Raw genomic sequence first — 26,209 nt, 5'->3', positions numbered from 1 at the left:
CCGACGCTAACCGCTGGCCGCTGGCATGCCAAGCCCCATCCCCATGCTTGAGACCACGGGAGAACCCGCAGCCTCGCGCGTGCAGCCGGCCGAAATCCTGCTGCTGGGCTCGGTCTTCGTCATCGCCGCCTGCGGGCTGGTCTACGAGCTCGCCGCCGGCGCGCTGGCCAGCTACCTGCTCGGCGACTCGGTGCTGCAGTTCTCCACCGTCATCGGCACCTACCTGGCGGCGATGGGCGTGGGCTCGTGGCTGTCGCGCTTCATCGAGCGGCAGCTCATCGCCCAGTTCCTGCGCATCGAGCTGATGGTGGGCCTGGCGGGGGGGCTGATGCCGGCGGCGCTGTTTGCCGCGCATGCCAGCCTGCCGGCGGCGAGCGTGGCGCCGTTCCGGGCGCTGATGTATGGAGGCGTGGGGCTGGTGGGCACGCTGGTGGGTCTCGAGATCCCGCTGGTGATGCGCATCCTCAAGCAGCATTTCAGCGCGAGATACGGGCTGAAAGACCTGGTGGCGCAGGTGCTCACCTTCGACTACCTCGGCGCCCTCGTCGTGGCCGTGGCCTTCCCGCTGCTGCTGGTGCCGCATCTGGGCCTGATCCGCACGGGGCTGTTCTTCGGGCTGCTCAATGCCGCGGTGGCGGCCTGGGCGCTGCTGATGTTTCGCCGCGAGCTGCGAGCCTTCGGCGCGCATGCCATGGCCTGCGCGACGGTCGTCGCCGTGCTGGCCGCGGCCTTCGCGGCGTCGGATCACCTGACCACCTGGGCCGAGGACCGCTTCTACGGCGAGTCGGTGCTGATCCGCGAATCCAGCGCCTACCAGCGCATCGTCGTCACCCGCGGCGCCGGCGGCGTGCGGCTGTTCCTCAATGGCAACCTGCAGTTCCACTCCCGGGACGAGTACCGCTACCACGAGGCGCTGGTGCACCCGGCGCTCGCCGCCCAGGGAGCGCCGAAGCGCGTGCTGGTGCTGGGCGGCGGTGATGGCATGGCGGTGCGCGAGATCCTCAGGTACCCGTCTGTCGAGCACGTCACCCTGGTCGACCTCGACCCGCGCATGACCGAGCTGTTCACCCATGATCCGCTGCTCACCGCCCTCAACCACGGTTCGCTGTCCAGCCCGAAGGTGCAGGTGGTCAATGCCGATGCCTTCGGCTGGCTGGAGCAGCATCCGGACGAGCTGTTCGACGCCATCGTGGTCGACTTCCCCGACCCGAACAACTTTGCCCTCGGCAAGCTCTACACGACGAGCTTCTACGCCCTCGTCGACCAGCACCTGGCCGCCGGCGGCTATGCGGTGATCCAGACCACCTCGCCGCTGATCGCCCGCAAGAGCTTCTGGACGGTGGCCGCCACCGTCGAAGCGGTGGGCCTCACGGCGACGCCGTACCACGCCCATGTTCCAAGCTTCGGCGAATGGGGCTTCATCATCGCCAGCCGCCGGCCCTGGCACCGCCCGGCCGCGCTGCCGCCGGGATTGAAGTTCCTCACGCTGTCCGGCCTGGAGGCGTTGATGGACTTCCCGCCCGACATGGCCCGTGTCGCCGCCGAGCCGAACCGCTTGTCCAACCAGGTGCTGGTGCGCACCTTCGAGGAGGAGTGGGGCCAGGTGCACCAATGACGAGGGCGGGGCTGCGGCGGCGCAGGCTGCTGTTGGGAGCCGGCCTGGCGGCGTCGAGCGGCTGGCTGACCGGGTGTGACCGTGAAGCCGAGCGTGGCGAGCCGCCGGCGCGCTGGGTCGGTGCCAGCCACGAGCGCGGCCACCGCCTGCGCGGCAAGTCCGGCAGCCTGCCCACGCCTTTGGCCTCGTTCCGGGCGGGCGCCCTGGTCATCGGCGGCGGCATCGCGGGCCTGTCGGCGCTGCGCGGGCTGGTCCGCTCCGGCGTGCCCGACGCGCAGTTGCTGGAGCTGGAGGACGAAGCCGGCGGCAACAGCCGCGGCCACCGGATGGCCGGCCTCGACTGCCCGCTCGGGGCGCACTACCTGCCGCTGCCCGGCCCGCAGGCCCACGAGGTGAGCGAGTGGCTGCACGAGATCGGCCTGCTGCGCCTGGACCCGCTGCGCCGCAGCAGCGTGCCCGACGAGCGCCATCTCTGCCACAGCCCGCAGGAGCGCCTGTTCATCGACGGCGCCTGGCAGGACGGCCTGCTGCCCCCGCCGGCCGGCGCCGCCTCGCTCGCCCGCTACCGCCGCTTCGGTGAACGCGTGTCGGCCTTGCAGCGCGAACTGGGCTTCAGCCTGCCCACCTGGCGCGCGCCCTGGACAGCCGGCCACGCCGCGCTCGATGGCCAGACCTTCGCGGCCTGGCTGGTGGCCGAAGGCCTCGCCGACGAGCCCCTGCGGGCCTATCTGGACTACAGCTGCCGCGACGACTACGGCGCGGGCCTCGAAGCCGTCTCGGCCTGGGCCGGCGTTCACTACTTCGCCAGCCGCCACGGCTTTCACGCGCCGGGCGAAGAAGGCGGCGACGACAACCCCGTGTTCACCTGGCCCGAGGGCAACGGCTGGCTTTCGCGGCGGCTGGCCGCGCCGAACGCCGAGCGCATCCACACCGGCCGCACCGTGCTGCGGATAGAGGAGGAGCGCCACGAGGTCCGCGTACTGGCCTGGAACGAACAGGCGCAGCGGGCGGAGGCCTGGATCGCACCGCGCGTGGTCGTCGCATTGCCGCTTTCCATCGCGGCCCGGGTGTTTGCCCAACCGCCCGCGGCGCTGCTCGATGCCGTTTCACAAGCGCGTTATGCCCCCTGGCTCGTCGCCAACCTGCACCTCGACTCGCCGCTCATCGACCGCCCCGGCGCCCCGCCGAGCTGGGACAACGTGGCCTTCGCGCCTGCCGGATCGACCACCGCGCTCGGCTACGTGGACGCCACTCACCAGTCGCTGAACCCGGTGCGCGGCGCGACCGTGCTCACCGCCTACCACGCGCTGCCCGAAGCGCGACGCGCTGCTTTGCTGAACGACAGCGCCTCGCAGTGGGCGCTGCGGGTGATCACCGACCTCGCCACCACCCTGCACCCTGACCTTCCCCACCGCGTGACTCGGGTCGACCTCATGCGCTACGGCCACGCGATGCGCATCCCCACGCCCGGCACGCGCGGCGATCCGGCGCTTGCCGCTCTGCGCGCGATGCGTGGCCGCCTGTCCTTTGCCCATGCCGACCTGAGCGGCTACTCGGTGTTCGAGGAGGCGTTCACGCTAGGGGCCGTCGCCGGAGCGTGAACACACGAGACCCCCGGCGCACCTTGACTGGCCGCCGGAAGCTTCTCGCGGGTGCGGACCAGGGCCTGGCGGGCACGTCCACCGAGGCGGCCGTTTCCCTAACGCGATGCATACGGCTGTCCGGTTTCACGGCGCTAGCATCGCGCCGACACCCTCGAAGCGCCCCCATGGAAACCGATCCCCAGGACCTCGTCGACCAGGCCGTCGAGGCCGCCGCCCGCAGCACGCGGCTGAATGCGACCGTGGCCGTCACTGTCGCGGTACTCGCCACCTTCATGGGCATCTGCAAGGTCAAGGACGACAACATCGTGCAGGCCATGCAGCAGGCCCAGGCCGACAAGATCGACCACTGGGCCTACTACCAGGCCCGCAACCTGCGCCAGGAGGTGGCCGAGACCACGGTGACGCAGCTGGAGCTGGCCCGGCCCGCGGCGTCCGGCGCGTCGCAAGCGGCGGCGTACGACCAGGCCATCGCCCGCTACCGGCAGCTGGCCACCGAGCAAGGGCAGAAGAAAGAGGCGCTGCGCGGCCAGGCCGAGGATGACCAGCGGCACTACGACGCACTGAACTACCGCGACGACCAGTTCGACCTGTGCGACGCGCTGCTGGCCATAGCCATCGCGATGCTGGCCGTCACCGCGCTCACGCAGCTGTGGCCGCTGTACTTCATGGCGCTGGTGCCCACGGGCTTCGGCGTGCTGATGGGCCTGGCCGGACTGGCCGGCTGGGCCATCCACCCGGGGACGCTGGTGAGCCTGCTGTCCTGACGGCCATGCGCATCCGCCCCATCGATCGCGACGCGCCGGACGAGATCGAGCGCGTGGCCGAGTGCATGCGCCTGACCCTGATGGAGGTGGAGGGCAACGAGGTCGGCGGCGCGCTCTACACGCTGGACTGGCTGCGCGATCGCGTGCGCTGGCACCTCGATCCCGCCGCCTGCACCGGCGAGGTCTTCGTGGCGGAGGCGGCCGGCGAAGGTGTCGTGGGCCACACCATCGTGCGGATCGAGACCGATGTCGTGGGCCAGCGCTTCGGCCTGTTCTCCACCACCTACGTCGTTCCGGCGTGGCGCCGCCACGGGGTTGCGGCGGCCCTCCTAGTGCACGGCGAGGAGTGGCTCCGCTCCCACGGCGTGCCGAGCGTCTGCACCTGGACCTCGGCGACCAACGCGCCGCTCATCGCCCTGTACGCTCGCCACGGCTACGCCGAGGCTGAGCGCGGCGACCATCCCGCCACCGGCACCGCAATGGTCAGGCTGGAACGCACCTGGCGCTGAACAGGGTCGTCGCTGCCGCGGGATACTGCCCGGCATGGCCGCCACGCTGAGGGCGCTTCGCGCCGACATCACCACCCTGTCCATCGACGCCATCGTCAACGCCGCGAACAGCTCACTGCTCGGCGGCGGCGGAGTGGACGGCGCGATCCACCGTGCCGCCGGGCCGGAGCTCGTGGCCGCCTGCCGCCTGCTGGGCGGATGCCGGACGGGCGATGCCAAGCTCACGCGCGGCTTCCGCCTTCCCGCCCGTTGGGTCGTGCACACCGTCGGCCCGGTCTGGCGCGGCGGCCGCGAGGGCGAGCCGGAGCTGCTGGCCTCGTGCTATCGCCGTTCGCTGGAGGTGGCCGCTGCCGCCGGCGCGCGCAGCATCGCCTTTCCCTGCATCAGCACCGGCATCTACGGCTACCCGCTGGAGCCGGCCGCTCGACTGGCCATCGATACGGTGCGCGCGGCCCTGGCCGAGCCGACTCATGCGGATTGGCAGGATCTGAGTTTCTGCTGCTTTTCCGCCGGCGACCTCGCCGTGTACGAGTCGCTGCTCCGTGCGTCGGCCTGACGATGCCCGGCAGTTCCGCCTTGCCGAGCCTTCGCCGCGGCGACGAGGTGCCTGCGGCCGAATGGCACGCGGCCTTCACCGAGGCCTTCTGCGACTACCTCATCGGGCCCTTCGTCCTCTCGCTGGCGCAGTGGCCTGGCTTTCTCGCGCGCCAGGGGGTGGACCTCGCGCTCAGCCGGGCCGCCGTGGTGCGGGGCGAGCTGGCCGCCTTCGCCCTCGTGGCGCCGCGGCCGGCCACCCGGCGCTGGCGGCTGGCCACGATGGGCGCCCGGCCGTCCGCCCGCGGCAGCGGGGTCGCAGCGGCTTTGCTGGACGATTTCATCGGCCGCGCGACAGGCACCGGGCTGGCGACCGTCGAGCTGGAGGTGTTCGCGGCCAATGAACGAGCCTGGCGCCTGTACCGCGGGCGTGGTTTCGACGTCGTCCATCCGCTGATGGGCTATGAGCGCCCCCCGGCCGCCCAAGCGCCGGGGCCGGCCGTGGAGGCGGTGCCCTTGCAGGCCGCCTGGTCGTGGCTGGCCGAGGCCGAAGCACGCATTGCCGACCTGCCCCTGCAGGTGACCGCACCGGTGTTGCGCGTCGCGGCCGCCGCCGCGCCCGGCAGTCATCCGTTGCAGGCGTGGCGGCATGGCTCGGCGCAGATGGTCTTCGCCGAGCAGCCTTCGGGCGCGGCGGTCGTCGTGCACAGCCTGATCGATGACGGGCCCGCCCAGGCCGACGCCCAGGCGCTGGCCGAGGCGCTGGCGGCGCGGTATCCCGGTCGCACCCTGCGAGTGCCCGCCTTGCAGCGGCCGGACCTCGGCGGACAGGCGCTGGAGTGCGCCGGCTTCGTGCCGCAGCCGATGCACCAGTGGCTGATGCGCCGGACGCTGGAGTGAGGCGGCTGCGCTAACGGCCGAACAGCACGGCCGACAGTCTCGCGCGAAGGCCGGGCCCGATTGGCGCAGCGCCCGGGCGGCTTCGCTCCACGGCCTGCCGGATTCGTCGCATGCCCCCGCCGGCGTGCCGGGCACCGGCCTACGCTGCGGGTCCATGAGAAGGCCAACCGCGATGCGTGGACAGCTCGGCGCCCTGGCCGCCTGGTCGGTGATGGCGGCCTGCGCGGCGCCTGCCAGCCCGGCGGGCCGGTGGGAGGGCGAGGCCCGCATCCCCGGGGCGCCGCTGCCCATCGTGCTCGACCTGTCGCCCAGCGCGGCCGGCGGCTGGACCGGCTCGGTCACGCTGCCGGGCCGGGGCGTGAAGGGCGCCGCGCTGGAGGACCTGCGCGTCGGCGCCGATGGTGCCGTCCAGGCCGGCCTGGCGAACGCCCTCGGCGGCCCGCCGAGCGAGCTGCCGACCCAGCTCGCGCTGCGCATGCTGCCCGACGGGCGGCTGGAGGGCGATTTCCGGCAAGGCGGCCACAGCGCCACCGCCAGCCTGCGGCGCAGTGGCGAGGCGCAAGTCGATTCGCCGCCGCCCCGCGCGCCGCTGCCGCCGGCACTGGCCGGCACCTGGCGTGGCCGCTACGAACTCGGCGGAGTGCCGCGCGAAGTCACGTTGACGCTGTCACCGCCACCGGCCGGGGCCGATCCGGCCACCGCGCCGGCCGGCGAGTTGCTCATCGTCGGCAAGCGCCGCAGCCAGCTGGTGGTCGACCGGGTGGCGGCGAGCGAGCGTTTCGTCACCCTCGAAGCCAGTGCCGCTGGCCTGCGGCTGGAGGGGCGCTGGGATGGCGCGGCCGGCACCTTCGACGGACTCGTGCTGCAAGGGCCGTTCGAGGCGGCGGTGAAGCTGCAGCGCGTCGGCCCGGCCGCGGCCGGTGCCTCGGCGTCCGGACGCGGCACATGACGCTGCGCCGCACCCATCTCGTCGGCCCGGTGCTCACCGTGGCGCTGATGGCCTTGGCCGCGGCCGGCCTCACCATCGCCTGGGGCCCGGCCGTCGCGCAATCCACCTTCCGCGGCGATGCAGCGCACACCGGCGTGCAGGCCGGCGAGGCGCCGCGTGTTCAGCCGCACGTGCGCTGGACCTTCCCGACCGGCGACCGCGTGGTCTCTTCGCCGGCCTGGGCCGACGGCACCGTCTACGTTGGCAGCGACGACGGCAACCTCTACGCCATCGATGCCGCCAGCGGCCGCCAGCGCTGGATGCATCGCACCGGCGGGCCGGTGTCCGGCTCGCCGGCCGTCGCGGGGGGCCGGGTCTACGTCGTGAGCTACGACGGCCGCCTGCATGCGGTGGACGCGGCCACCGGCGAGCTGCAATGGAAGTTCGCCACCGGGGGCGAGCGCCGCTTCGAGGCCAAGGGCCTGCACGGCATGCGCCCGAGCACGCAGACCTTCTCCGACCCGTTCGACGTCTACCTTTCCAGCCCGGTGGTGGCGGGCGGGCTGGTGATCTTCGGCAGCGGCGACGGCCACGTCTACGCGGTAGAGGCGGCCAGCGGCGCCTTGCGCTGGCGCTTCGCCACCGGCGACGTGGTGCACGCCTCGCCGGCCTACGCCGACGGCCGCGTCTTCGTCGGCAGCTGGGACGGCAAGCTCTACGCGCTCGACGCCGCCAGCGGCCGCGAGCTCTGGCACGCCCAGACCGGCCTCGATCCGCTGATGGCCAACCAGCAGGGCTTCCAGTCTTCACCCGCTGTCGTGGGCGACACCGTCTACACCGGCTGCCGGGACGCCAACCTCTATGCGTTCGACGTTCAGAGCGGGCAGGAAAGGTGGCGCTTTTCCACCGGGATGAGCTGGGTCATCAGCTCGCCGGCGGTGCAGGCCGGGCGGGTGTACTTTTCAACCTCCGATTCCAGCCTGGTGCATGCGGTGGAGGCCGCCACCGGAAAGCCGGTCTGGCAGCAGCAGGCCAGTGCCTACATGTTCGCCTCGCCGAGCCTGGCCGGCGGGGTGCTGCTGCAAGGCGAGCTCAACGGCAGCTTGCAGGCCCGCGACGCCGGCAGCGGCGCGCTGCTGTGGGAGTTCCAGACCGAGGCCGCGCGCGTCAACGCCGGCTGGGGCCTGACGAGCGAGCGCCGCTTCAACTCGCCGATGCTCTATCCGAGCGGCTGGCACGATGCGATGGCCATAGGCGCGGCGAAGCAATCCGCGCTGGGCTCGTTCTTCTCCACGCCGCTGGTGGTCGGCCGCACGATTTACGTCGGCAGCGCCGACGGCCGGGTCTACGCGCTGGAATAACGCACGACCCGGCGATCCTCGGGCTCGCGCGGGGCGGCCGACCTGTTCGACAATCCTCCCCCTGAAAAAAGGAGGGAGGAAACATGCCGTTCGTCGGTCTGGGTTTGCATTTTCTCGTCGCGATCTACTTCGCGATCCACGCGGTGCGCAGCGGTCAGCAGACCTACTGGCTGTTCATCCTGTTCTCGTTCCCGCTGCTGGGCAGCATCGTCTACTTCCTGGCCATCTACCTGCCCGATTCGCGCCTGGAGCGCAGCGCCCGCAAGGTGGTGGCCCGGGCCGCCAAGGCGCTGGATCCGACCCGCGAGCTGCGCGAGGCGCGTGCCGCCTTCGACTACACCCCCACCGCGCAGAACCAGATGCGCCTGGCCCTGGCGCTGCTCGAAGCCGGCCAGGCCGATGAAGCCGCGACCAATTACGAGGCCTGCCTGAAGGGCCCCTTCGCCAAGGACCTGGACATCCGCTGGGGCGCCGCGCGCGCCTGGCTGGCCTCGGGCCGTCCCGCCCAGGCCGTCGCCCAGCTGCAGGCCATCCGCGCCCAGGACGAAGGCTTCCGCACCGAGGAGGTGTCGCTCACCCTGGGCCGCGCGCTGGCCGAGAACGGCCGCCCGGCCGAAGCCCGGCACGAGTTCGAATCGGCGCTGGCCCGCTTCGGCAGCTTCGAAGCCCGCGCCGAGTACGCGATCTGGGCCACCCTGAACGGCGAGCGCGAGCTCGCCACGCGCCTGCATGCCGAGATCCAGCAAGCCATGGCCCGCTGGAACCGCCACACCCGGGAGCTCAACCAGGCCACGCTGCAACGCCTTCAGGCGGCCACCGCCGCGGCTTCGCGCGACACGGCTTGATGACTGCGCCGGGCGAGACCGGCTCCGCGCTGCGCCGCTGGAGCCTGGGCCTGCTGTCGCTGGCAGGCTCGGTGAGTTATCAGGTCATCGTGCTGGCACCGCTGGCGATGGTGATGTGCCTGAATGCGCTGTGGTTCAACTTGCCCTGGGCCTGGTGGCTGACTGGCCTCACCTTGCTGGGTGCCTGGTGGCTGATGCAAGGCGGCGAAGCGCCGGCTGGCACGCTCGTGGGACGCGACCAGGCACCCGCCTTCTGGGATCGCCTGGACGCGCTGGCCGACCGCATGCGCGCCCCGCGAGTCGCCCGCGTCGTCCTGACGCACGAACCGGGAGCCGCCGCCATCGCGCACCAGGATGCCTGGCTGCCCTGGCGCCACCACCACACGCTGGCGCTCGGCGTGCCCTTGCTGGCGAGCCTGCCCGCCGACGAGATGGAGGCGGTGATCGCCCACGAGCTGGCGCACCTGTCGCGGCACTTCGGCCCGGCCGGGCACTGGCTGTACCGCTCGCGACTGGGATGGACGCAGCTGCTGCAGGGCGCGGACGACGACATCGTCTGGTACCGCCTCGCCGCGGGCTTCGCGCGCCGGTTCGTTCCCCTTTTCGAGCGCCATTCGGCGTCGGAGGCGGTGCGCTGCGAATACGAGGCCGATGCGCTTTCGGCCCGGGTGACCTCGCCCGAGCAGCTCGCGCGCGGCCTGGCCCGCCTCGCGGCGGCACGTGCCGGCGAGCGAACCTGCTTCGGAGACGGGCCTCTTCCCCTCGATCCCCTGGGCGACTCGATGCCGCAGCTTTCCAGGGCGATGGCCCCCGCCGTGCTGATGCAGGCCTTGCGTGAGGATGACGCCTGGCATGCGCTCCAGGATCCCCTGGAGGCCACCCACCCGCCGGTGAGCGAACGCCTGCGGGCGCTTGGCGTGCAGGGCGGGATGCTGGTCGTTCCCGGCGTGGGGCAGGCGGCCGGCCCCGCGTGGTGGGGCGACGCGTGGGGCGACTGCCTCGGCGCCGAGAACGCCCTCTGGCGGGCTCGCCACGCCCGAGCTTGGCGCCACGAGGCGGCGTGGCGAGACGCCTGTGCGCGACAGGTGGATGGCGCGGCCGGCGAACAGGCCCTGGAGTGCGCCCTCGCGCTCGACCGTTGCCCCATGCCGCCTCAGGACGCCGACGCTCCCACCGGCCAGCCGCCCCTGGCCGCCTTTTGGACCGGCGTCGCGTGGCTGCCGCACGACCCCCTTCGTGCGCAGCGCTGGCTCGAATCCTCGATCCGGGATTGCGTGGCGCTCGCGGCGCCGGCGCGGCGCCGCCTGGTCGAGCTTCAGTCGCCCGCATTCGACGATGCCACGCGCCAGAGGCAGCAGGGCCTGCTGTCGGTGGCGTTGCAGCGGCGAGATGCCGCGCGCGAGCGAAGCGAATCGCTTGGACTGGCCGCGGGCCGGCCCGTCTGCGCCGAGCCTTGGCGTCTCGTCCCCCTGGCCCAGGCACTCGCTGCGGACGAGCCGGTCCTGCAGGCCGCATGGGTGGAGCACGACGTCACGTTGCCGAGCGGCAGGCGCTATGCGGTGGTCACGCTGTGCCTGCAGATCGCCATCGACGGCGGCGCGCCGGAGCGGGGGGTCGGCGAGGCCTACGCCGCGCTGCTGGCGCGGGTCATCACGCCCGCTCGGGTAGGTCACGTGCGCACCTGGTGGAGCACCGAGAGCTGGCCCGAGGCCCTGGCCGCCGAAGGCGTGGCGCTCAAGAGCGCCTCCACAGTCGATTGCGGCCTCCATCCCGGCCTGAGAAACTCGGCCGGATGAAATACCTGCACACCATGGTCCGCGTGACGGACCTCGACGCGTCGCTGCGCTTTTATGTCGACGCCCTGGGGCTGGAAGTGGTTTCGCGCAAGGAGGTCCCGGCCGGGCGCTACACGCTGGTCTTCCTGGCCGCGCCGGGCGACTCTTCGGCGCAGGTGGAGCTGACCCACAACTGGGATCCGGAGGTCTACACCGGTGGGCGCAACTTCGGCCACCTGGCGTACGCCGTGCCCGACATCTACGCCGCCTGCCGGCGCCTGATGGACCACGGCGTGACGATCAACCGCCCGCCGCGCGACGGCCGGATGGCCTTCGTGCGCTCGCCCGACCAGATCTCGATTGAATTGCTGCAGGCCGGCGAAGCGCTCGCGCCCGCCGAGCCCTGGACGTCGATGCCCAACACCGGCGCCTGGTAGCCGCAGCGATGCCAAGCCTCGTCCTGCGCCTGCTGCCGGGCGAGGATCTTCGCGCTGCGATCGAAGCTGCCGTGGCCCGCGAGACCGGCGCAGGCTCGGCCTTCGTGCTGTCGGGCATCGGCAGCCTGTCGCGCGCGTCGCTGCGGCTGGCGGGGGCACCCGAATCGACGCTCATCGAAGGCGACCTGGAGCTGCTGACGCTCGCCGGCAGCGTCACGCCCGACGGCGCCCACCTTCACGCCTCGCTCGCCCGGGCCGACGGCTCGCTGATCGGGGGGCATGTCACCCAGGGGTGCGTCGTCCGCACGACGGCCGAGCTGCTGCTGGCAACGCTGCCGCAATGGCAACTGGGGCGGGAGCAGGATCCAGCGACCGGCTACGCCGAGCTGGTGGCGCGGCGGCGGAGCTAGGGCGCCGTCTGCCCGTAGTAGGTGGGTGCCGGGTTGCCCAGGGACCACAGGTAGCGGCTCTGGGCATTGAGCATCGAAAGGCGTGCCAGCGGGTGGCCCAGTCCCGGGCTGCTGCGACTCGCGCGTGGCGAAGGGCTGGCGGGGCCTGCCGCCGCCACCGTGAGCACCTGGCCCTCGATCGTGCGCGCGACCTGCTGTCGCATCGCCGGGTCGCGCCGCATCTGGGCCAGGCACGCGTCCGACGAGCGCAGCAGCAGCTCGCCGCCGCGCATCTGCGCGCACTCGGCCGCCCACGTCCCGGCCTGGACCAGCAGGCTGCTGGCGGCAACGGCGGCGCGCACGCCGTAACGGGCGAATCGGGTGGATCTCATGGGGTGGCGGCACCTTAGCATCGGCCCCCCGCGCGGGGAGGGCCGGACCGCCACGTCCCCGCCGGTTTCGTGAACGCTGTCGCGGCCCGGGCGCCGCGCGAACGCCACGCCACCCGCCTGGGGGGGCTCACAACTGGCTGTCGGGATCCCCGGGACTGGGCAGCGCCGCCAGCATGCGGTCGAGCAGCCGCGGCAGGTCGGCCGGGCCGTCGAGGAACCAGCTCGCCTTGGAGCGCGGGTCGTCCTGGCCGACCCGCACCGTCAGCCAGCTGGGCTCGGAGCGTTCGAACACCGGCTCATCGTTGATGTCGTCGCCGACGAACACGGCGGCCGGCGCGCCGCTGGCGGCCACCAGGTCGGCCACCGCGTCGGCCTTGTCGCGTGACAGCGCTCCCACGATGTTGACCACCATCTTCCCGCCGAAGGCCGCCAGGCCGGGCGGCAGGCGCGTCAGGAGATCCTCGATCGCGTGCCTCGCGGCGCCTATGTCGCTCGCCAGGCGGTAGTGCAAGGCGAACGACAGCCCCTTGTCCTCGATCATCACCCCGGCGGCGCGCAGATGGTCGGCGGCGGCGTTCAGGGCGGCGCGCGCCGGGGCCAGCGCGGCGGCGCGGTCCTCGTCCACGGCCGTGGCCAGGTCGTCTTCGGCGCCGTGGTTGCCCACGACGCGCCATGGGGTGAACAACAGGCGCTGGCGTACGTCCTGCACCTGTCGGCCCGAGACGACGGCCACCGGCAGGCGCCGAGCCAGACGTTGCAGGCGATGGGCGACGGCGGCTGGCACGCGCGCATCGGCCGGGCGCGCGACGATCGGCGCCAGCGTGCCATCGAAATCGAACGCCACCAAAGGGCGGTGCTGCATGGTGTGCAGCAGGGCCGCCTCACCTTCAGGCGTGAAGAGTCGTTTCATCCGGCTGGGATTGATGCTTCTGGTCGTGTTCGTCGGTGTGGCGCTGCACGCGCGCCGCGATGCGTTCACGCAGGCGGAAGCGCCCCGCATCGGCCAGCATGCGCCCGGCCCAGCGGAACACATTGTTCTCGCGCACCGTCATGCGCAGGCTCGCCATGCGTTCGCGTTGCTCGGCCGGCGGCATGGTGGCCGCCCGGTGCAGCGCATCGGCAGTTTCCTCGACGTGATACGGATTGACGATCAGCGCCTCGGAGAGTTCCCGCGCCGCGCCGGCAAATCGGCTCAGCACCAGCACGCCCTGCTCGTCGTCGCGGGCCGCGACGAACTCCTTGCTGACCAGGTTCATGCCGTCGTGCAGGCTGGTGACCACGCAGATATGACTCGCCCGGAACAGCTCGGTGATGGCGTCGTGCTCGTGGTGCTCGGCCAGCAGTCGCACCGGCTGGTAGCCCGGCCCGCCGTAGTGCTGGTTGATGCGGTCGGCCACCGAGTGGATGCGTTGCTGGAAGGCGCGGTACTCCTCCAGGGCGCTGCGGGTGGGCGCCGCCACCTGGACGAAGACGAAGCGGCCCACCCACTCGGGGCGCTTTTCCAGCATGCGCTCGACCGCATGCAGCCGCTCCAGGATGCCCTTGGTGTAGTCGAAGCGGTCCACGCCCAGCGCCAGGCAGGTGCCGGGGGCCAGCTCCAGCCGCTCGAAGACGCGGCGGCGGCACTCCTCCACCGAGAGCGCGCGCACGTTGTCTTCCGGCCAGGCGATGGAGATCGGATAGCTCTCGACCAGCGTCTCCTTGTCGCGGAACGAGATGGTGGAGTGCTCGTGCTCGATGCGTGCCTCGAGGTAGCGATCCACCGTCTCGATGAAGTTCTTGCAGTGGTAGCGGGTGTGGAAGCCCAGGATGGTGCTGCCCAGCATGCCCTGCAGGATCTCGCGCCGCCAGGGGCAGATGCCGAAGGATTCGGGGTTCGGCCAGGGGATGTGCCAGAAGGTGAGGATGGTCGCTCGCGGCAGCCGCTCGCGGATCATTTCCGGCAGCAGGGCGAAGTGGTAATCCTGCACCAGCACGACCGGGTCTTCGCTGCGCGCCTCGGCCACCACCGCGTCGGCGAAGCGGCGGTTGACCTCCTTGTAGAACTGCCAGTCGGATTCGCGGAACACCGGCCGCACGTGGGCCACGTGGCACAAGGGCCACAGGCCTTCGTTGGCGAAGCCGTTGTAGTAGCCCTCTTCCTCCTGCGGCGTGAGCCAGACGCGGCGCAGGGTGTAGTCGTGCGCGCCGGGCGGCACGGAGATGCAGTCCCGGTCGTCCACGAAGTCGCGGTCGGCGCTGCCGCTGCCGTGGGCGATCCAGGTGCCGGAGCAGGCACGCATCACCGGCTCGACCGCGGTCACCAGGCCGCTGGCCGGGCGGCGGACGATGACGCGCCCGTCGTTCAGACGCTCGTGCAGGTAGGGCTCGCGGTTGGAGACCACGATGACCTGGTCGCCGCGCAGCTGCGTCTGCAGCAGCGAGCGCAGTCTCTCGGGCGTCCAGCCGGACATCAGGTCGAGGCTGCGGCGGTATTCGTCCTCCAGGTCGCGCAGGCGGGCCCGCACTTCGCTGGCGAAGGGCTGCAGCTCGGGCGGCGGGTTCAGCAGCGGCCGGATCAGCCCTTCGCCGCGCAGGATCCCCTGCATGCCGGAAACCCAGCCGCGCCAGCTGATCTGCGCCACCACCACGGTGATGAGCGCCATCGCCAGGCCCAGCAGGACGATGAAGCCGACGAGGTAGCGGCGCGTGTCGGCGCTCCGGTGGTCGATGAAGCTCAGGTCGTGCAGCAGCACGAGGCTGTCCGAATCCGCGACCTGGGCATCCAGTGCGTGCACGCCCACGTGGACCGCGCCGCCTTCGACCTGCAGGCGCGGATCGGGATGCGAGCTGATCTCGCGCGCGCGTGCGCAGCCGAGCGTGCGCGGGTAGCCGTCGGTGCGGCGCAGCAGGCGGTCGTCGGAGCTGCACAAGGCGATGGCGACCAGCCGCTCGTCCTGCACGGCGCGCTCGAACATCGATTGCACCCGCCAGGCCTTGCCATCGGTTTCAGCTTCGGTGATGGCATCCGCTAACGTGTTAGCCACCAGCGCATCGCGGTTGTTGAGGTCCCGCGCGAACCAGCGTAGTGTCAGCCGATCCATCAGGGGCAGCGCTATCAAGGCTGCCAGGACCAAGGTCAACACCAGGGGAATCAAGAAGCGTAGTTGGAGACGAAGTGTTTTCATGGTCTTCGGGCCTGTCGGCAATCAGCGTGCCTGCCAGGCCCGGCGTTTGCCCCGGGGGCGCGGTTGGCGACCTTCTCATCAAAGAACTCAAAGGTGTGTATCCATGCATCTCCAAGGTTTACGTTCATCCACCCTCGACCTGGCCCTGACGGGCAACTGCGCGATCAGCGCGCTCATCGACCGCGGAGGCGACATCGTCTGGTGTTGCATGCCGCGTTTCGACGGCGATCCGGTGTTCCACGCTCTGCTCGGTTCGACCGACGACCCCATGGACGGGCGGCTGTCGGTGGAGCTGGAGAACGCGGTGCGCACCGAGCAGAGCTACATCCCGGGCACGGCGATCGTTCGCACCCGCATCGAGGATGCCGCCGGCCAGGCGATCGAGATGACCGATTTCTGCCCTCGATTCCCGCATCACGGCCGAACTTTCCGGCCCGCCCAGCTGGTGCGCCGGGTCAAGCCGGTGCAGGGGCATCCGCGCATCCGGGTCATCGTGCGGCCGCGGGGTGAATGGGGCACGGCGGCGCCGGAACTCACGCGTGGCAGCAATCACCTGCGTTATGTGTTGCCGGGGCAGGTGCTTCGCCTGAACACCAGCGCGCCGCCCACCTACGTCGCGGCCGAGCGCTGGTTCTCGCTGCACTCGCCGGTGAGCTTCATCCTCGGCCCGGACGAGACCTTCGAAGGCGCCATCGAGCAGACCGCCCGCGATTTCGAGGAGCAGACGGCCCTGCACTGGCAGCACTGGACGAGGCGGCTGGCGGTGCCGCTGGAGTGGCAGGAAGCGGTGATCCGCGCGGCCATCACGCTCAAGCTCTGCCAGTTCGAGGAGACGGGCGCCATCGTCGCCGCCATGACCACCAGCATCCCCGAGGCGCCCAACAGCGGCCGCAACTGGGACTACCGCTACTGCTGGCTGCGTGACGCCTTCTTCGTCGTGCGCGCGCTCAACAGCCTGTCCGAGGTCGGCACGATGGAGGACTACCTTCGCTGGCTGCACGACGTGGTGCGCGACGCCGATGGCCATGTGCAGCCGCTGTACGGCATCGACCTGGAGCGCCAACTGACGGAGCGCATCGAGACGCAGCTGCCGGGCTACCGCGGCATGGGCCCGGTGCGCGTGGGCAACCAGGCCTACGAGCACTTCCAGCACGATGTCTACGGCAACATCGTGCTCGGCGCTTCGCAGGCCTTCCACGACCATCGCCTGTTCCGCCGTGCCGACGCGAGCGACTTCGCCCAGCTCGAGATGGTCGGCGAGCGCGCCTTCGCCCTGCATGATCAGCCCGATGCCGGGATGTGGGAGCTGCGCACCCGCGCCCGCGTGCACACCTCGTCGTCGCTGATGTGCTGGGCGGCGTGCGACCGGCTGGCCAAGATCGCGCTGGTGCTCCACAAGTCGGCCCGCGCGGCCTTCTGGCGCGAGCGCGCCGACCTGATCCGCTCGCGCATCCTCAGCGCCGCCTGGAGCGAGGAGCGCCAGGCCTTCGTCGAGAGCTTCGGCGGGCGCGACCTGGATGCGAGCGTGCTGCTGATGGCCGAGGTCGGCTTCCTGCCCGGTTCCGACCCGCGCTTCATGGCCACGGTGGAGGCGATGGAGCGCACGCTCTGCGACGGCCCCTTCATGCGCCGCTACGAGGGCCGGGACGACTTCGGGCGCCCGGAGACGGCGTTCAACGTGTGTGCCTTCTGGCGCGTCGATGCCCTGGCGCGCACCGGTCGCCGCGCCGAGGCGCGCGCCGCCTTCGAGGCACTGCTCGCGCGGCGCAACCACGTCGGCCTGCTGTCCGAAGATCTCGACCCGCGCAGCGGCGAGCTCTGGGGCAACTTCCCGCAGACCTACTCGATGGTCGGGATCATCAACGGCGCGATGCAACTGTCCGCGCCATGGGCCGACGCGGTATGAAGGCCCCCACGGCCCCTGCCGGGGCCCGCCCCCGAGAGCTCGGTCACAAGGACAAGCCTAGACTGCGCGCCGCCAGGCGCCGCAGAACACCCAGGGCGTGCGCGGATCCGGCTTTGCCGGTCCGCTGCGCGAGCCCCATCGGGGGGCAGGCCCTGGCAAGGGCCGTGGGGGCCCACATTCACTGAGGCTCCATCTCATGCGTTACCGCCGTCTCGGCCGCGCCGGCCTGCAGTTGAGCGAGCTGTCGCTCGGCTCGTGGATCACGTACCACAACCAGGTCGATGTCAACGCGGCCGTCGAGATGATGGCCGCGGCCTTCGATGCCGGCATCAACTTCTTCGACAACGCCGAGGCCTACGCGCTGGGGCGAAGCGAGGAGGTGATGGGCGAAGCCCTCAAGCGCCTGCAATGGCCACGCCTGAACTACGTCGTGTCGACCAAGTTCTTCTGGGGCCTGGACCGCGGCGGCGAAGGCATCAACCGCCGCAACACGCTCAACCGCAAGTACCTGATGCAGGCCATCGATGGCTCGCTCAAGCGCTTCGGCCTGGAGCACATCGACCTCGTCTATTGCCATCGGCCGGACCCGAACACACCGGTGGAGGAAACCGTCTGGGCGATGAGCGACATGATCCGCCAGGGCAAGGCGCTGTACTGGGGCACCAGCGAGTGGAGCGCGGGCGACATCCGCGCCGCGTGGGAGATCGCCGAGCGTCACCATCTTCACAAGCCGGTGGTCGAGCAGCCGCAGTACCACCTGTTCCACCGCCAGCGCGTCGAGCAGGAGTACGCGCGCCTGTACGAGGATCTCGGCCTCGGCCTGACCACCTGGAGCCCGCTCGCCTCGGGCCTGCTGACCGGCAAGTATGCGCAGGGCATCCCCGCCGGCTCGCGCGGCGCGATGGACAACGTCGCCTTCCTGCGCGAGGGCCTGACGGATGCGGTGAAGAACGCGGCCGTGGCGCAGCTGGCGCCCATCGCCGAAGAGCTGGGCGGCAGCACCGCCCAGCTGGCCATCGCGTGGATCCTGAGGAACCCGCGCGTGTCCAGCGTCATCACCGGCGCCTCGCGCGCGGACCAGCTCAAGGACAACCTCGGGGCCTTGCAGGTGGCTGACAAGCTGACGCCCGAAGTGGTGGCACGCATCGATGCCATCTGTGCCCCGTTGGCACAGTGACGCTGCGGGTGGACACGGCCGAGGGTCGGCCGATGCCGTGACTTGATTGGCGTCAAGGTGGCGCACGCGCCGCGCTCTTAGCCTGCGGGTCAAATCCACCAAAGGTTCGAGCGCGTCGAATGGTCAGCGCCGAGATCCGCAACAAGATCCAGGGAAGGCGGCGCGAGCGCGGTGGCGCGCCGGTTTCGCTGGCGCGCTACCTGCGGCGCCTGATCTGGTTGTCCATGCTCCCCCTGCTGCTGCTGGCGGTCGCGCTGGCGGCGGACAGCGTGCGCCGCCTGCAGCTCGCCGACGACCGCGCCGGCGCCCTGCTCGCCCTGCATGTGGCACAACTGGCCGACGAGGCGCTGAATGACCGGATCCTGGCCCTGCAGATGCTGGCCGACTCGCCCCGGCTGGATGCGACCGACCTCGCCGACTTCCACCGCCGTGCACAGTCTTTCCGCACGCGTACGGGCGGTGAGCTGATCCTGGCCGATGGCCGCGGGCAGATGCTGCTGCACAGCGCGGTGCGCTACGGCGATCCCTTGCCCAGGCTGCCCCGGCCCGCCGGGCGCGCGGCCGCACCGACCGCCCTGGCCACCGGCCGCCCCGCGGTGGGGGACCTGTTCATCGGCCCGGTCGGGCGGCGACCGATGGTGGCGGTCGCGGTGCCCGTGACGCGGGAGGGCCGCGCCGACCACGTGTTGGTCTCGCCCATGGAAACCAGCCGATTCCAGGCGTTGATCGACAAGGTCGATGCACCACAGGACTGGCATGTGGCCTTGCTCGACAGCCGGGGCGCGGTGATCGCCAGCCGCGGCGAGGCCACCCCGGGCGAAGGCCGCCAGCGCTTCAGCGAGGCCAGCGCAGTCGGGCCATGGACGATCGCGGTCCAGCCGCCGGCCGGTCGCTTCATCGCGGTCGCCGCCGGCCCGGGCGCCGCCTTGCTCCTCCTGATCGTCGGCGCCACCGTCGCCGGACTCATCGCCGGGCGCCATGGCGGGCAGCGCCTGGCCAGGGCGGTGGCCTCGCTGACCACCTCCGACCGGCAGCGCCCGCAGGGATCGGCCATCCGGGAGATCGACGACGCCCGCAGCGCCATCCACGAGGCCGACGAGCAGCGCCAGCGGGCGCTGGACCAGGCGCGCGAAGCCCACCAGCGCTTCGCCATCCTGTTCGAAAGTGCGCCGGTCGCCATGGCCGTCGGGCGGATGGACAACCAGCACTTCGTCGAGGTGAACGCTGCCTTCGAGGCGCTGAGCGGTCACGCCCGGGATGCGGTCGTCGGCCGCAGCAGCCTCGAGTTCCAGCTGTGGCCGGACAACGGGTTCAGGTCCGACGTCCATCGACTGCTGCACGAGACCGGCCGCGTCCCGTCGACCGAAGCGAAGCTGCGCCACCGGTCCGGCCAGCTGGTCGACGTGGCCTTTTCTGCCTGCCGGGTGGAGATCGCCGGCGAGTCGCACTTCGTCGCGATGGTGGCGGACGTGACGTCCGAGCGCCACGCCCGGGCCCTGCTGGAGCGGCAGCAGGCCGAGCTGGGCGAGCTGGTGGCCCGCCGCACGGCCGAGCTGGAGGCGGCCAACCGCGTGCTGGCCGATCTCTACGACAACGCTCCCTGCGGCTATCACTCGCTGTCGCCCGACGGCACCCTCCAGTCGGCGAACGCCACCGAGCTGAAGCTGCTCGGCTATGCGCGCGAGGAGTACATCGGCCAGCCCCTCGGTCGCTTTTTCACGCCGCCCAGCCAGGAGCTGTTCAGGCAGCGCTACGCCGACTTCCAGCGCCTGGGCGCGGTGCACGATCTCGAGTACGACATCGTGTGCAAGGACGGTCGCATCCTGCCCGTGCTCATCAGCGCGGTGATGGTTCGCGACGCCGACGGCCGGCACGTCGCCAACCGGGCCACGATGGTGGACAACAGCGAGCGCCGGGCCCGAGAGCAACAGATCGAGGCGATGCAACGCGAACTCGGGCGGCGGGCGGAGGAGGCCGAGGTCGCCACCCGGGCCAAGAGCGCCTTCCTGGCCAAGATGAGCCACGAGATCCGCACCCCCATGAACGCGGTGATCGGCTTGACGCACCTGATGGCCCGGGACGCCACCGATGCCGTGCAGGCCAGCCGGCTGGCGAAGGTCGAGACGGCGGCGAAGCACCTGCTGCAGGTGATCAACGACATCCTCGACCTGTCCAAGATCGAGGCCGGCAAGATGACGCTGGAGGACACCGAGTTCTCGCTGGACCGCCTCGCCGAGCGAGCCTTCGAGATGGTTAGCGGCCCGGCCCGCGAGAAGGGCCTGGAGCTGGTGCTCGATTGCGAGCACGGGCCGGATGCCCTGTGCGGCGACCCGACGCGGCTTTCGCAGGCGGTCATCAACCTGCTCAGCAACGCGGTCAAGTTCACCGAAACGGGCTGGGTGCGGCTGCGCATCCAGCGCCTGCGCCGGCAAGGCGACCTGCAGCTGCTTCGCTTCGAGGTGAGCGACACCGGCATCGGCATCGCGCCGCAGGCGCAGGCGCACCTGTTCGACGCCTTCGAGCAGGCCGACAGCTCCATCACCCGCCGCCATGGCGGCACCGGGCTCGGGCTGGCGTTGACGCGGCACATCGCGGCCATGATGGGCGGCGAGGTCGGCGTCGAAAGCCAGCCCGGGCAGGGCAGCCGCTTCTGGTTCAGCGCCTGGTTGCAGAGCGGCCGGGAAAGCATTTCGCCCGTGGCCGCCGACCTGGCCGGTCGGCGTGTCCTGCTGGTCGACGACCTCGCCGAATCGCGCGAGGTCCTGCGCGGCCGGCTGGGGGACCTGGGCATGCGCGTCGACGACTTCGGCGACCCGCAAGCCGCGATCGAAGCGGTGCGCGCCGAACACACGGCGGGGCGCGCCTACGACGTCGTGCTGCTCGATGGCGCCATGGGGCCGCCCGACGGCCTCCAGACGCTGCAACTGTTGCGCGTGCACCTCGGCGACACGACACCACCTGCCGTGATGGCTACTGCCAGCGATGGCGACGAGCTCCGGCAGCAGGCGCGGCAGGCGGGCTTCGGCGCCGTAATCGCCAAGCCCGTCACGCCGTCGGCGCTGCGCGAAGCCCTGACCGGTGTGCTGCTTGGCGCGGAAGTGGCGGCCCGGCCTGCACCCGGCTCGGCCGGCCCGATGGAATCGCTGCTGCAATCGCGGCACCGCGGCTGCCGCGTGCTGCTGGCCGAGGACAACCCGGTCAACCAGGAGGTCGCCAGCGCCCTGCTCAGGACGGCGGGGTTCTCAGTCGAGGTGGTCGGCGACGGCCGGCGCGCGGTGGAGCGGGCCCTGTCGGGCGGCTTCGACCTCGTCCTGATGGACATGCAGATGCCCGATGTCGACGGCCTGGAGGCGACCCGCCGGATCCGCGCTGCCGGCCAGGCCGCCCTGCCCATCGTCGCCATGACGGCCAACGCCTTCGGCGAGGACCGCCGCGCCTGCCTGAACGCGGGCATGAACGACCACGTGGCCAAGCCGGTGGACCCCGAAAAACTGTATGCCACCCTGGCCCGCTGGCTGGCCGTGCCGGTCGGAGCGACGAGCGCGCCGGCCGAGGGGCCCACGCCGATGCCCGGCTCGCCCGAGGGCCGGCCGCTGCACGACCGCCTCGCCGCCGTCGAGGGCCTGGACGTCGGTCGGGCGCTGCAACTGCTCGGAGGCGAACCCCGGCTTCTGCGCCGGGTGCTCGAGTGCTTCGTGGAGACCTACGGCGGGCCGCCGGTCGGCTTGTCCAGGGCCCGGGCGCATTCGCTGCGCGGCGCCTGCGCCTCGGTCGGCGCCGTCGGCCTGGAGCTCGCGCTGCACGCGTTCGAGCGAGCGGTCGCGGACGGCGAACAGGCCACCGCTCAGGCGGACGCCATCGAGTCGGAGCTGCGGTCGCTCACCGCACGCTTGCAGGCGGAGCTGCAGGCTTGTTGAGGCCGTCGAGATAATTGACCGATGACCGGTGGCACCTATGAAGGGTCCACCGACCCCGCACGGCTCGACCTGCAGCCGTCCATGCCTACCTGACGCGCAACTACTGGTCGCCCGCCGCGTCATGCTCGGCACCAGGGATGCGCACGGCCTGTACGCGCAGTACGGCGTCACTCCGCTCGACAACCCCGAACGGATGATGCAGATTCTCGGGCCGCAGATGTATCAACGACCGGCATGATTCGCCCCTCGGACGTCAAATTCTGGCCTGTACACTCGATGCCGCCATGGACACACCAGACGCGCTAATTGGAACCGGGTTGTACCCGCTGCGCCAAGCTGCCCGCCTGGTGGGCGCGGATGCTCGTAACGTTCGGCGCTGGCTGCGAGGCTACTCCTGGAAATCCAGGGATGGACGTTCCAGCTCAGGGCCGCTTTGGCACCTTCAATACGAAGATGACGAAGACCTGGGGGGAGAGCGCGTTCTTGGTTTTCAGGATCTCCTGGAACTCCGAACAGTTGCCAAGTTCATCGGTCAGGGTGTATCGCTTCGCGTCATTCGAGCCACCATCGATACTGCATCCGAGTTCCTCGGACGGTACCCGCTCCAATCCAAGCGATTTCTGACCGACGGCAAGCGAATCTTCTTGGAAGCGGTGGAGCGCTCTGGCGAAGACCCTCGACTAATGGACATACGTCGGCGTCAGTTTGTTTTCGATGCTGTCATCCGGCCGTCCCTTTTTGAAGGCATCGATTACGACAGTCATGGGCGGGCGCAACGGTGGTTTCCAGTGCCCAAGGCGCGAATCATCGTCCTCGATCCTCAAGTGCAGTTTGGTGAGCCGATCGTCGCAGCCAGTGGTGTGCCCACAGACACGCTGTATGCCGCCTACCTTGCAGAAGGCAAGGATCGCTCAAGGGTGGCCAAGCTGTACCGCGTAACCCCTCAGGCAGTCAACGCAGCAGTCCTCTTCGAGCAGCGATTGGCAGCTTGAACTTTCTGTTCGACAACAATCTTCCGGCGGACTTGGCGCATGCCATCGCCGAGCTTTCGCGCTCGGAGGACGGCATTGGACGAATCGTCCACCTGACAGACCTCTTTCCGCCGGCCACGCCCGATACCGTGTGGATCAACGATGTCAGTGCGCATGGCGCGGACTGGTACATCGTGAGCCTCGACAAGTTCAAGAAGAGCCACGGTGCCGAGCGCGAAGCGCTCCGGCGCGCTGGACATACCGTCTACGTCTTGGACGCTCAATGGTCGGACCATGCCTTTTGGCTAAAGAGCGCGCGAATGGTCCTGTGGTGGCCGACGGTGTTGCAGCACGCTCGATTGGCACGTGGCGGAGTGCACCGAATTCCATGGAAGCATTCCTCTGGAAAAAAGTTCACCAGTGTTTGACGCTCTTCATTGCGGTGAGCTTGCGGGCACGAACCCCAGCTCCACCCCGTTGCCCGCCGGGTCGCTGAAGAACAGCTGCACGATGCCGGTGGTCGGCACCTCGGCGCGCTCGAAGGCGATGCCGAGGGCGGCCAGGCGCGATTCGGTTTCGCCGAGGTCGCTGCAGCGGAAGGCCGCGTGGTCGAAGGTGGTGCTGCCGGTGCAGGCGCGCGATTCGCCCGGAGCGGCTTCGCTCAGGTGCAGCACCGGCTCGCCGCCCGCGTAGAGCCAGTAGCCGAAGCTTCGAAAGGGCGGGCGCGGGCCGGCCTGCAGGCCCACCACCTCGACGTAGAAGTCGCGCAGCCGGTCCAGCATCGGCCGCGGCGCGCGCAGGTTGTAGTGGCTGAAGCCGAGGACGGCCATGGCGGGCCTCAGTGGTTGTTCAGTTCGGCCAGCCGCTCCGGCGTGCCGACATCCGTCCAGGCGCCGTGCCACAGGCGCGCCGCCAGGCGATGGGCGGCGATGGCCGCGTCCAGGCGGGGCCGCAGGGGCATGCGGGTGCCGGGCTGGATGTCCGCGAACATCGCCGCGCGGAACAGGCCCGCGCTGGCCCAGGTGTAGCGCTGCGGCGCCTGCAGCAACGCCAGCCCGTCGGGGCCGATGCCGTAGTCGCCGCGCGGGTGGTGCGGCGCATTGGGCACCATCCACAGCTGCGCGAGGAGCTCGCGCCGGGCGGCGAACTCCTGCGCGTCGGCCGGGGCGAACTCGAAACCGGGCAGGAAGACATCGCCCGACACGACCCAGAAAGGCGCCGGGTCGCCGTCCGGCGCCAGCCAGTGCAGGGCCTTGGCTATCCCGCCTGCCGTCTCGAGCGCGCCGCCGTGGTCCTTGCCTTCCATCGAGTAGCGCAGGACCAGGCCGAAGCGCGAGCCGTCGCCCAGCGCCGCGGGGAACTGCTCTTCGAGCCAGTCGGTGTTGACGACGACCTCGCGCACGCCGGCCTTGGCCAGGGCGAGCAGATGCCACTCGATGAGCGGCCGGCCCTGCACGGGCAGCAATGGCTTGGGGCAGGTGTCGGTCAAGGGCCGCATGCGTTCGCCGCGGCCGGCGGCCAGCACGATCGCGCGTGGGGCGGGTATGGAGGCTTTCATTGCATCACCACCGTGGCCACAGTGCCGGGCTGCAGCTCGGCTTTCACGGTACAGGATTGCACGCTGGCGTTGCGCACGGCATTGCGGGCATCTGCACCACTCGTGTTGTAGGCATCGACGCGAACCAGCGCGCCACAGGCTTGCGCCCCGCCGCCCAGCTTCGCCGTCACCGTCTGGGCCTGGCCGCTTCGGTTGACCAGCATCAGGTAGCTCTTGCCGCCCGCCTGCAGCGCCACGGCCGGCAGCTCGGCGCGCGGGGCCTTGGCGCCCACCGCCTTGGCGCCGGCGGGCACGCTGCCGAACAAGGCCTTCATCGCCGCGGCCACTGGCCGGCGCTCGCCGCTCTCCGACAGCATGCCGTGCTGCTTGCGGTTCCACGAGAAATCCTGCAGCTGCCAGTAGATCAGGCCGCCGGCCCCCTGCGCCAGCAGCATGGCCGCGGTGCTGGCGGCCTGCAGGCCGTAGTCGGGCGCGGTCACGTCGAGGTCGCTGTCCGCGGCGGGGTCGTCCTCGTTGTGCTGCTTGACGCCGAACTCGGTGATCAGGATGGGGCCGAACTTGCCGCGACCCAGGAAGCTGGCCATGCCCGGCGTGCCGCGGTCGGCCAGCACATCGGGCTTGAGGTACACGTGGGCGCTGACGTAGCCGAGCGACTTGGCGGCAGGGCTGTTCAGGATGCCGCCGATGTAGTGGTCGAAGTTCGGGATGCCCGTGCCGGGCCCGGCGATCGGCCAGCGCTGCAGGCCGTTGGCATCCATGGCGGCGCGCGTCTTCTGCACCAGCGCCGCGTAGTCCTCGCGCTCGTACTTGGTGTCCCAGGCCCCTTGCGGCTCGTTGGTCAATTCGACTGCCGCGGCCTGCACGCCCTGGCGCTGCAGCCAGGCCATCTGGGCGGTGACGAGGTTGGCATAGTCGCCCAGGCGATCCGGCCGCGCGAAATGCGCCTGCTGCTTGGAGCCGGCCTTCTGCTGGCGCTTGTCGACCCAGGGCTCCGGCATGCGCCAGAAGATCAGCACCGGCTGGATGTTCAGCTCGCGCAGGCGCTGGTTGAAGAGGGAGAGCCGCTGGCGCTGGGCAGGGTTGTCGTTGCGCTGCAGGATCTCGAGGTACTGCTCGACGCTCATGCCGGGGCGCAGCTGGTCGAAGGTGATCTTGGGGATCAGCGAGACACGCACGAAGCGGGCGTTGAGCTCCTTCAGCAGCTGCCAGCCGGCTTGCTCGTTGCCACCGGCCTTCGCGCCACGATCGCCGCCCTTGTCGCCTTTTTCCCCCTTCAGCCAGACCTGGGTGCCGAAGCCGAGGAAGTCATGCGCCTGCGCGAAATCGAAGTCCAGCGTGGTCTCGGCCGCCTGGGCCAGCGTGCCGGACAGCCACAGTGCCGCCAGGCTGCACAGGGTGCGCCAGCGGCGGTGCGAAGACGAAGATGGATCCACAACGACGGAATCAGCGGGGCGCCTCAT

The 26,209-nt window shown here is 70.8% G+C and carries 23 protein-coding genes; 17 read left to right on the top strand and 6 right to left on the bottom strand.

What is annotated here, in order from left to right:
- The first annotated feature begins 43 nt into the window (after positions 1-43).
- The 12 genes from ACS5PM_RS08815 (at position 44) to ACS5PM_RS08760 (ending at position 11,682) form a co-directional block, all read left to right on the top strand.
- A complete protein-coding gene (locus ACS5PM_RS08815) occupies positions 44-1,615 on the top strand; it encodes a polyamine aminopropyltransferase (protein WP_439387227.1) in 1,572 nt (523 codons plus the stop codon).
- On the top strand, positions 1,612-3,216 hold the full coding sequence (locus ACS5PM_RS08810) for a flavin monoamine oxidase family protein (protein WP_439387226.1): 1,605 nt from the start codon (positions 1,612-1,614) through the stop codon (positions 3,214-3,216). Before ACS5PM_RS08815 ends, ACS5PM_RS08810 begins: the two co-directional genes overlap by 4 nt.
- A gap of 167 nt (positions 3,217-3,383) precedes the next feature.
- On the top strand, positions 3,384-3,983 hold the full coding sequence (locus ACS5PM_RS08805; RefSeq protein WP_439387225.1) for a DUF4337 domain-containing protein: 600 nt from the start codon (positions 3,384-3,386) through the stop codon (positions 3,981-3,983).
- A gap of 5 nt (positions 3,984-3,988) precedes the next feature.
- A complete protein-coding gene (locus tag ACS5PM_RS08800; RefSeq protein WP_439387224.1) occupies positions 3,989-4,492 on the top strand; it encodes a GNAT family N-acetyltransferase in 504 nt (167 codons plus the stop codon).
- Positions 4,493-4,526: 34 nt separating this feature from the next.
- On the top strand, positions 4,527-5,048 hold the full coding sequence (locus tag ACS5PM_RS08795; RefSeq protein WP_439387223.1) for an O-acetyl-ADP-ribose deacetylase: 522 nt from the start codon (positions 4,527-4,529) through the stop codon (positions 5,046-5,048).
- Positions 5,049-5,068: 20 nt separating this feature from the next.
- Positions 5,069-5,926: a GNAT family N-acetyltransferase gene (locus ACS5PM_RS08790; protein WP_439387222.1), complete on the top strand. Its 858-nt coding sequence runs from the start codon at positions 5,069-5,071 to the stop codon at positions 5,924-5,926.
- A gap of 154 nt (positions 5,927-6,080) precedes the next feature.
- Positions 6,081-6,875 (top strand): hypothetical protein, encoded by a 795-nt coding sequence (locus tag ACS5PM_RS08785; RefSeq protein WP_439387221.1) that lies wholly within the window; start codon positions 6,081-6,083, stop codon positions 6,873-6,875.
- Entirely contained in the window at positions 6,872-8,215 is a 1,344-nt protein-coding gene (locus ACS5PM_RS08780; protein WP_439387220.1) for an outer membrane protein assembly factor BamB family protein, read from the top strand. The genes ACS5PM_RS08785 and ACS5PM_RS08780 overlap by 4 nt, the downstream gene beginning before the upstream one ends.
- A gap of 83 nt (positions 8,216-8,298) precedes the next feature.
- Entirely contained in the window at positions 8,299-9,060 is a 762-nt protein-coding gene (locus ACS5PM_RS08775) for a tetratricopeptide repeat protein (protein WP_439387219.1), read from the top strand.
- Positions 9,060-10,856, top strand: a complete 1,797-nt coding sequence (locus ACS5PM_RS08770; RefSeq protein ID WP_439387218.1) for a M48 family metalloprotease — start codon at positions 9,060-9,062, stop codon at positions 10,854-10,856. Before ACS5PM_RS08775 ends, ACS5PM_RS08770 begins: the two co-directional genes overlap by 1 nt.
- Positions 10,853-11,272 (top strand): VOC family protein, encoded by a 420-nt coding sequence (locus ACS5PM_RS08765; RefSeq protein ID WP_439387217.1) that lies wholly within the window; start codon positions 10,853-10,855, stop codon positions 11,270-11,272. The genes ACS5PM_RS08770 and ACS5PM_RS08765 overlap by 4 nt, the downstream gene beginning before the upstream one ends.
- Positions 11,273-11,280: 8 nt before the next feature.
- The gene (locus ACS5PM_RS08760; protein ID WP_439387216.1) at positions 11,281-11,682 is read left to right on the top strand and encodes a PPC domain-containing DNA-binding protein; all 402 of its coding nucleotides are present in this window, start codon (positions 11,281-11,283) and stop codon (positions 11,680-11,682) included.
- Here the strand turns inward: ACS5PM_RS08760 and ACS5PM_RS08755 are convergent.
- The 3 genes from ACS5PM_RS08755 to ACS5PM_RS08745 all read right to left on the bottom strand — a co-directional run bounded on the left by ACS5PM_RS08755 (position 11,679) and on the right by ACS5PM_RS08745 (position 15,220).
- Positions 11,679-12,053, bottom strand: coding sequence for a hypothetical protein (locus ACS5PM_RS08755; RefSeq protein ID WP_439387215.1), 375 nt, complete (start codon positions 12,051-12,053; stop codon positions 11,679-11,681). The two genes, ACS5PM_RS08760 and ACS5PM_RS08755, sit on opposite strands and share 4 nt — an antisense overlap.
- A gap of 127 nt (positions 12,054-12,180) precedes the next feature.
- A complete protein-coding gene (otsB, locus tag ACS5PM_RS08750; protein WP_439387214.1) occupies positions 12,181-12,963 on the bottom strand; it encodes a trehalose-phosphatase in 783 nt (260 codons plus the stop codon).
- A complete protein-coding gene (locus ACS5PM_RS08745; protein WP_439387213.1) occupies positions 12,941-15,220 on the bottom strand; it encodes an alpha,alpha-trehalose-phosphate synthase (UDP-forming) in 2,280 nt (759 codons plus the stop codon). The genes otsB and ACS5PM_RS08745 overlap by 23 nt, the downstream gene beginning before the upstream one ends.
- A 103-nt stretch (positions 15,221-15,323) precedes the next feature.
- On the opposite strand from ACS5PM_RS08745, the gene ACS5PM_RS08740 reads away from it, so the two are divergent.
- The 5 genes from ACS5PM_RS08740 (at position 15,324) to ACS5PM_RS08720 (ending at position 23,619) form a co-directional block, all read left to right on the top strand.
- Positions 15,324-17,126, top strand: coding sequence for a glycoside hydrolase family 15 protein (locus ACS5PM_RS08740; protein ID WP_439387212.1), 1,803 nt, complete (start codon positions 15,324-15,326; stop codon positions 17,124-17,126).
- A 196-nt stretch (positions 17,127-17,322) separates the two neighbouring features.
- Entirely contained in the window at positions 17,323-18,303 is a 981-nt protein-coding gene (locus ACS5PM_RS08735) for a potassium channel beta subunit family protein (RefSeq protein ID WP_439387211.1), read from the top strand.
- Positions 18,304-18,422: 119 nt separating this feature from the next.
- Positions 18,423-22,220: a response regulator gene (locus tag ACS5PM_RS08730; RefSeq protein ID WP_439387210.1), complete on the top strand. Its 3,798-nt coding sequence runs from the start codon at positions 18,423-18,425 to the stop codon at positions 22,218-22,220.
- Positions 22,221-22,504: 284 nt separating this feature from the next.
- The gene (locus ACS5PM_RS08725; protein WP_439387209.1) at positions 22,505-23,212 is read left to right on the top strand and encodes a DUF433 domain-containing protein; all 708 of its coding nucleotides are present in this window, start codon (positions 22,505-22,507) and stop codon (positions 23,210-23,212) included.
- Positions 23,209-23,619, top strand: a complete 411-nt coding sequence (locus tag ACS5PM_RS08720; protein WP_439387208.1) for a PIN-like domain-containing protein — start codon at positions 23,209-23,211, stop codon at positions 23,617-23,619. Before ACS5PM_RS08725 ends, ACS5PM_RS08720 begins: the two co-directional genes overlap by 4 nt.
- Before the next feature lie 6 nt (positions 23,620-23,625).
- Here the strand turns inward: ACS5PM_RS08720 and ACS5PM_RS08715 are convergent, their stop codons facing one another.
- The 3 genes from ACS5PM_RS08715 to ACS5PM_RS08705 are packed head-to-tail and all read right to left on the bottom strand — an operon-like array spanning position 23,626 to position 26,209.
- Positions 23,626-24,021: a VOC family protein gene (locus ACS5PM_RS08715; RefSeq protein ID WP_439387207.1), complete on the bottom strand. Its 396-nt coding sequence runs from the start codon at positions 24,019-24,021 to the stop codon at positions 23,626-23,628.
- A gap of 8 nt (positions 24,022-24,029) precedes the next feature.
- Positions 24,030-24,749: a nucleotidyltransferase family protein gene (locus ACS5PM_RS08710; protein WP_439387206.1), complete on the bottom strand. Its 720-nt coding sequence runs from the start codon at positions 24,747-24,749 to the stop codon at positions 24,030-24,032.
- Complete coding sequence (locus ACS5PM_RS08705) at positions 24,746-26,209, bottom strand: hypothetical protein (RefSeq protein WP_439387205.1); 1,464 nt, start codon at positions 26,207-26,209, stop codon at positions 24,746-24,748. Before ACS5PM_RS08705 ends, ACS5PM_RS08710 begins: the two co-directional genes overlap by 4 nt.

The organism is Ideonella flava, assembly GCF_051857595.1.
Taxonomy (GTDB): Bacteria; Pseudomonadota; Gammaproteobacteria; order Burkholderiales; family Burkholderiaceae_C; genus Ideonella.
Note: the sequence above shows the minus strand (reverse complement) of the source record. Positions and strands in the feature narration are given on the sequence as shown.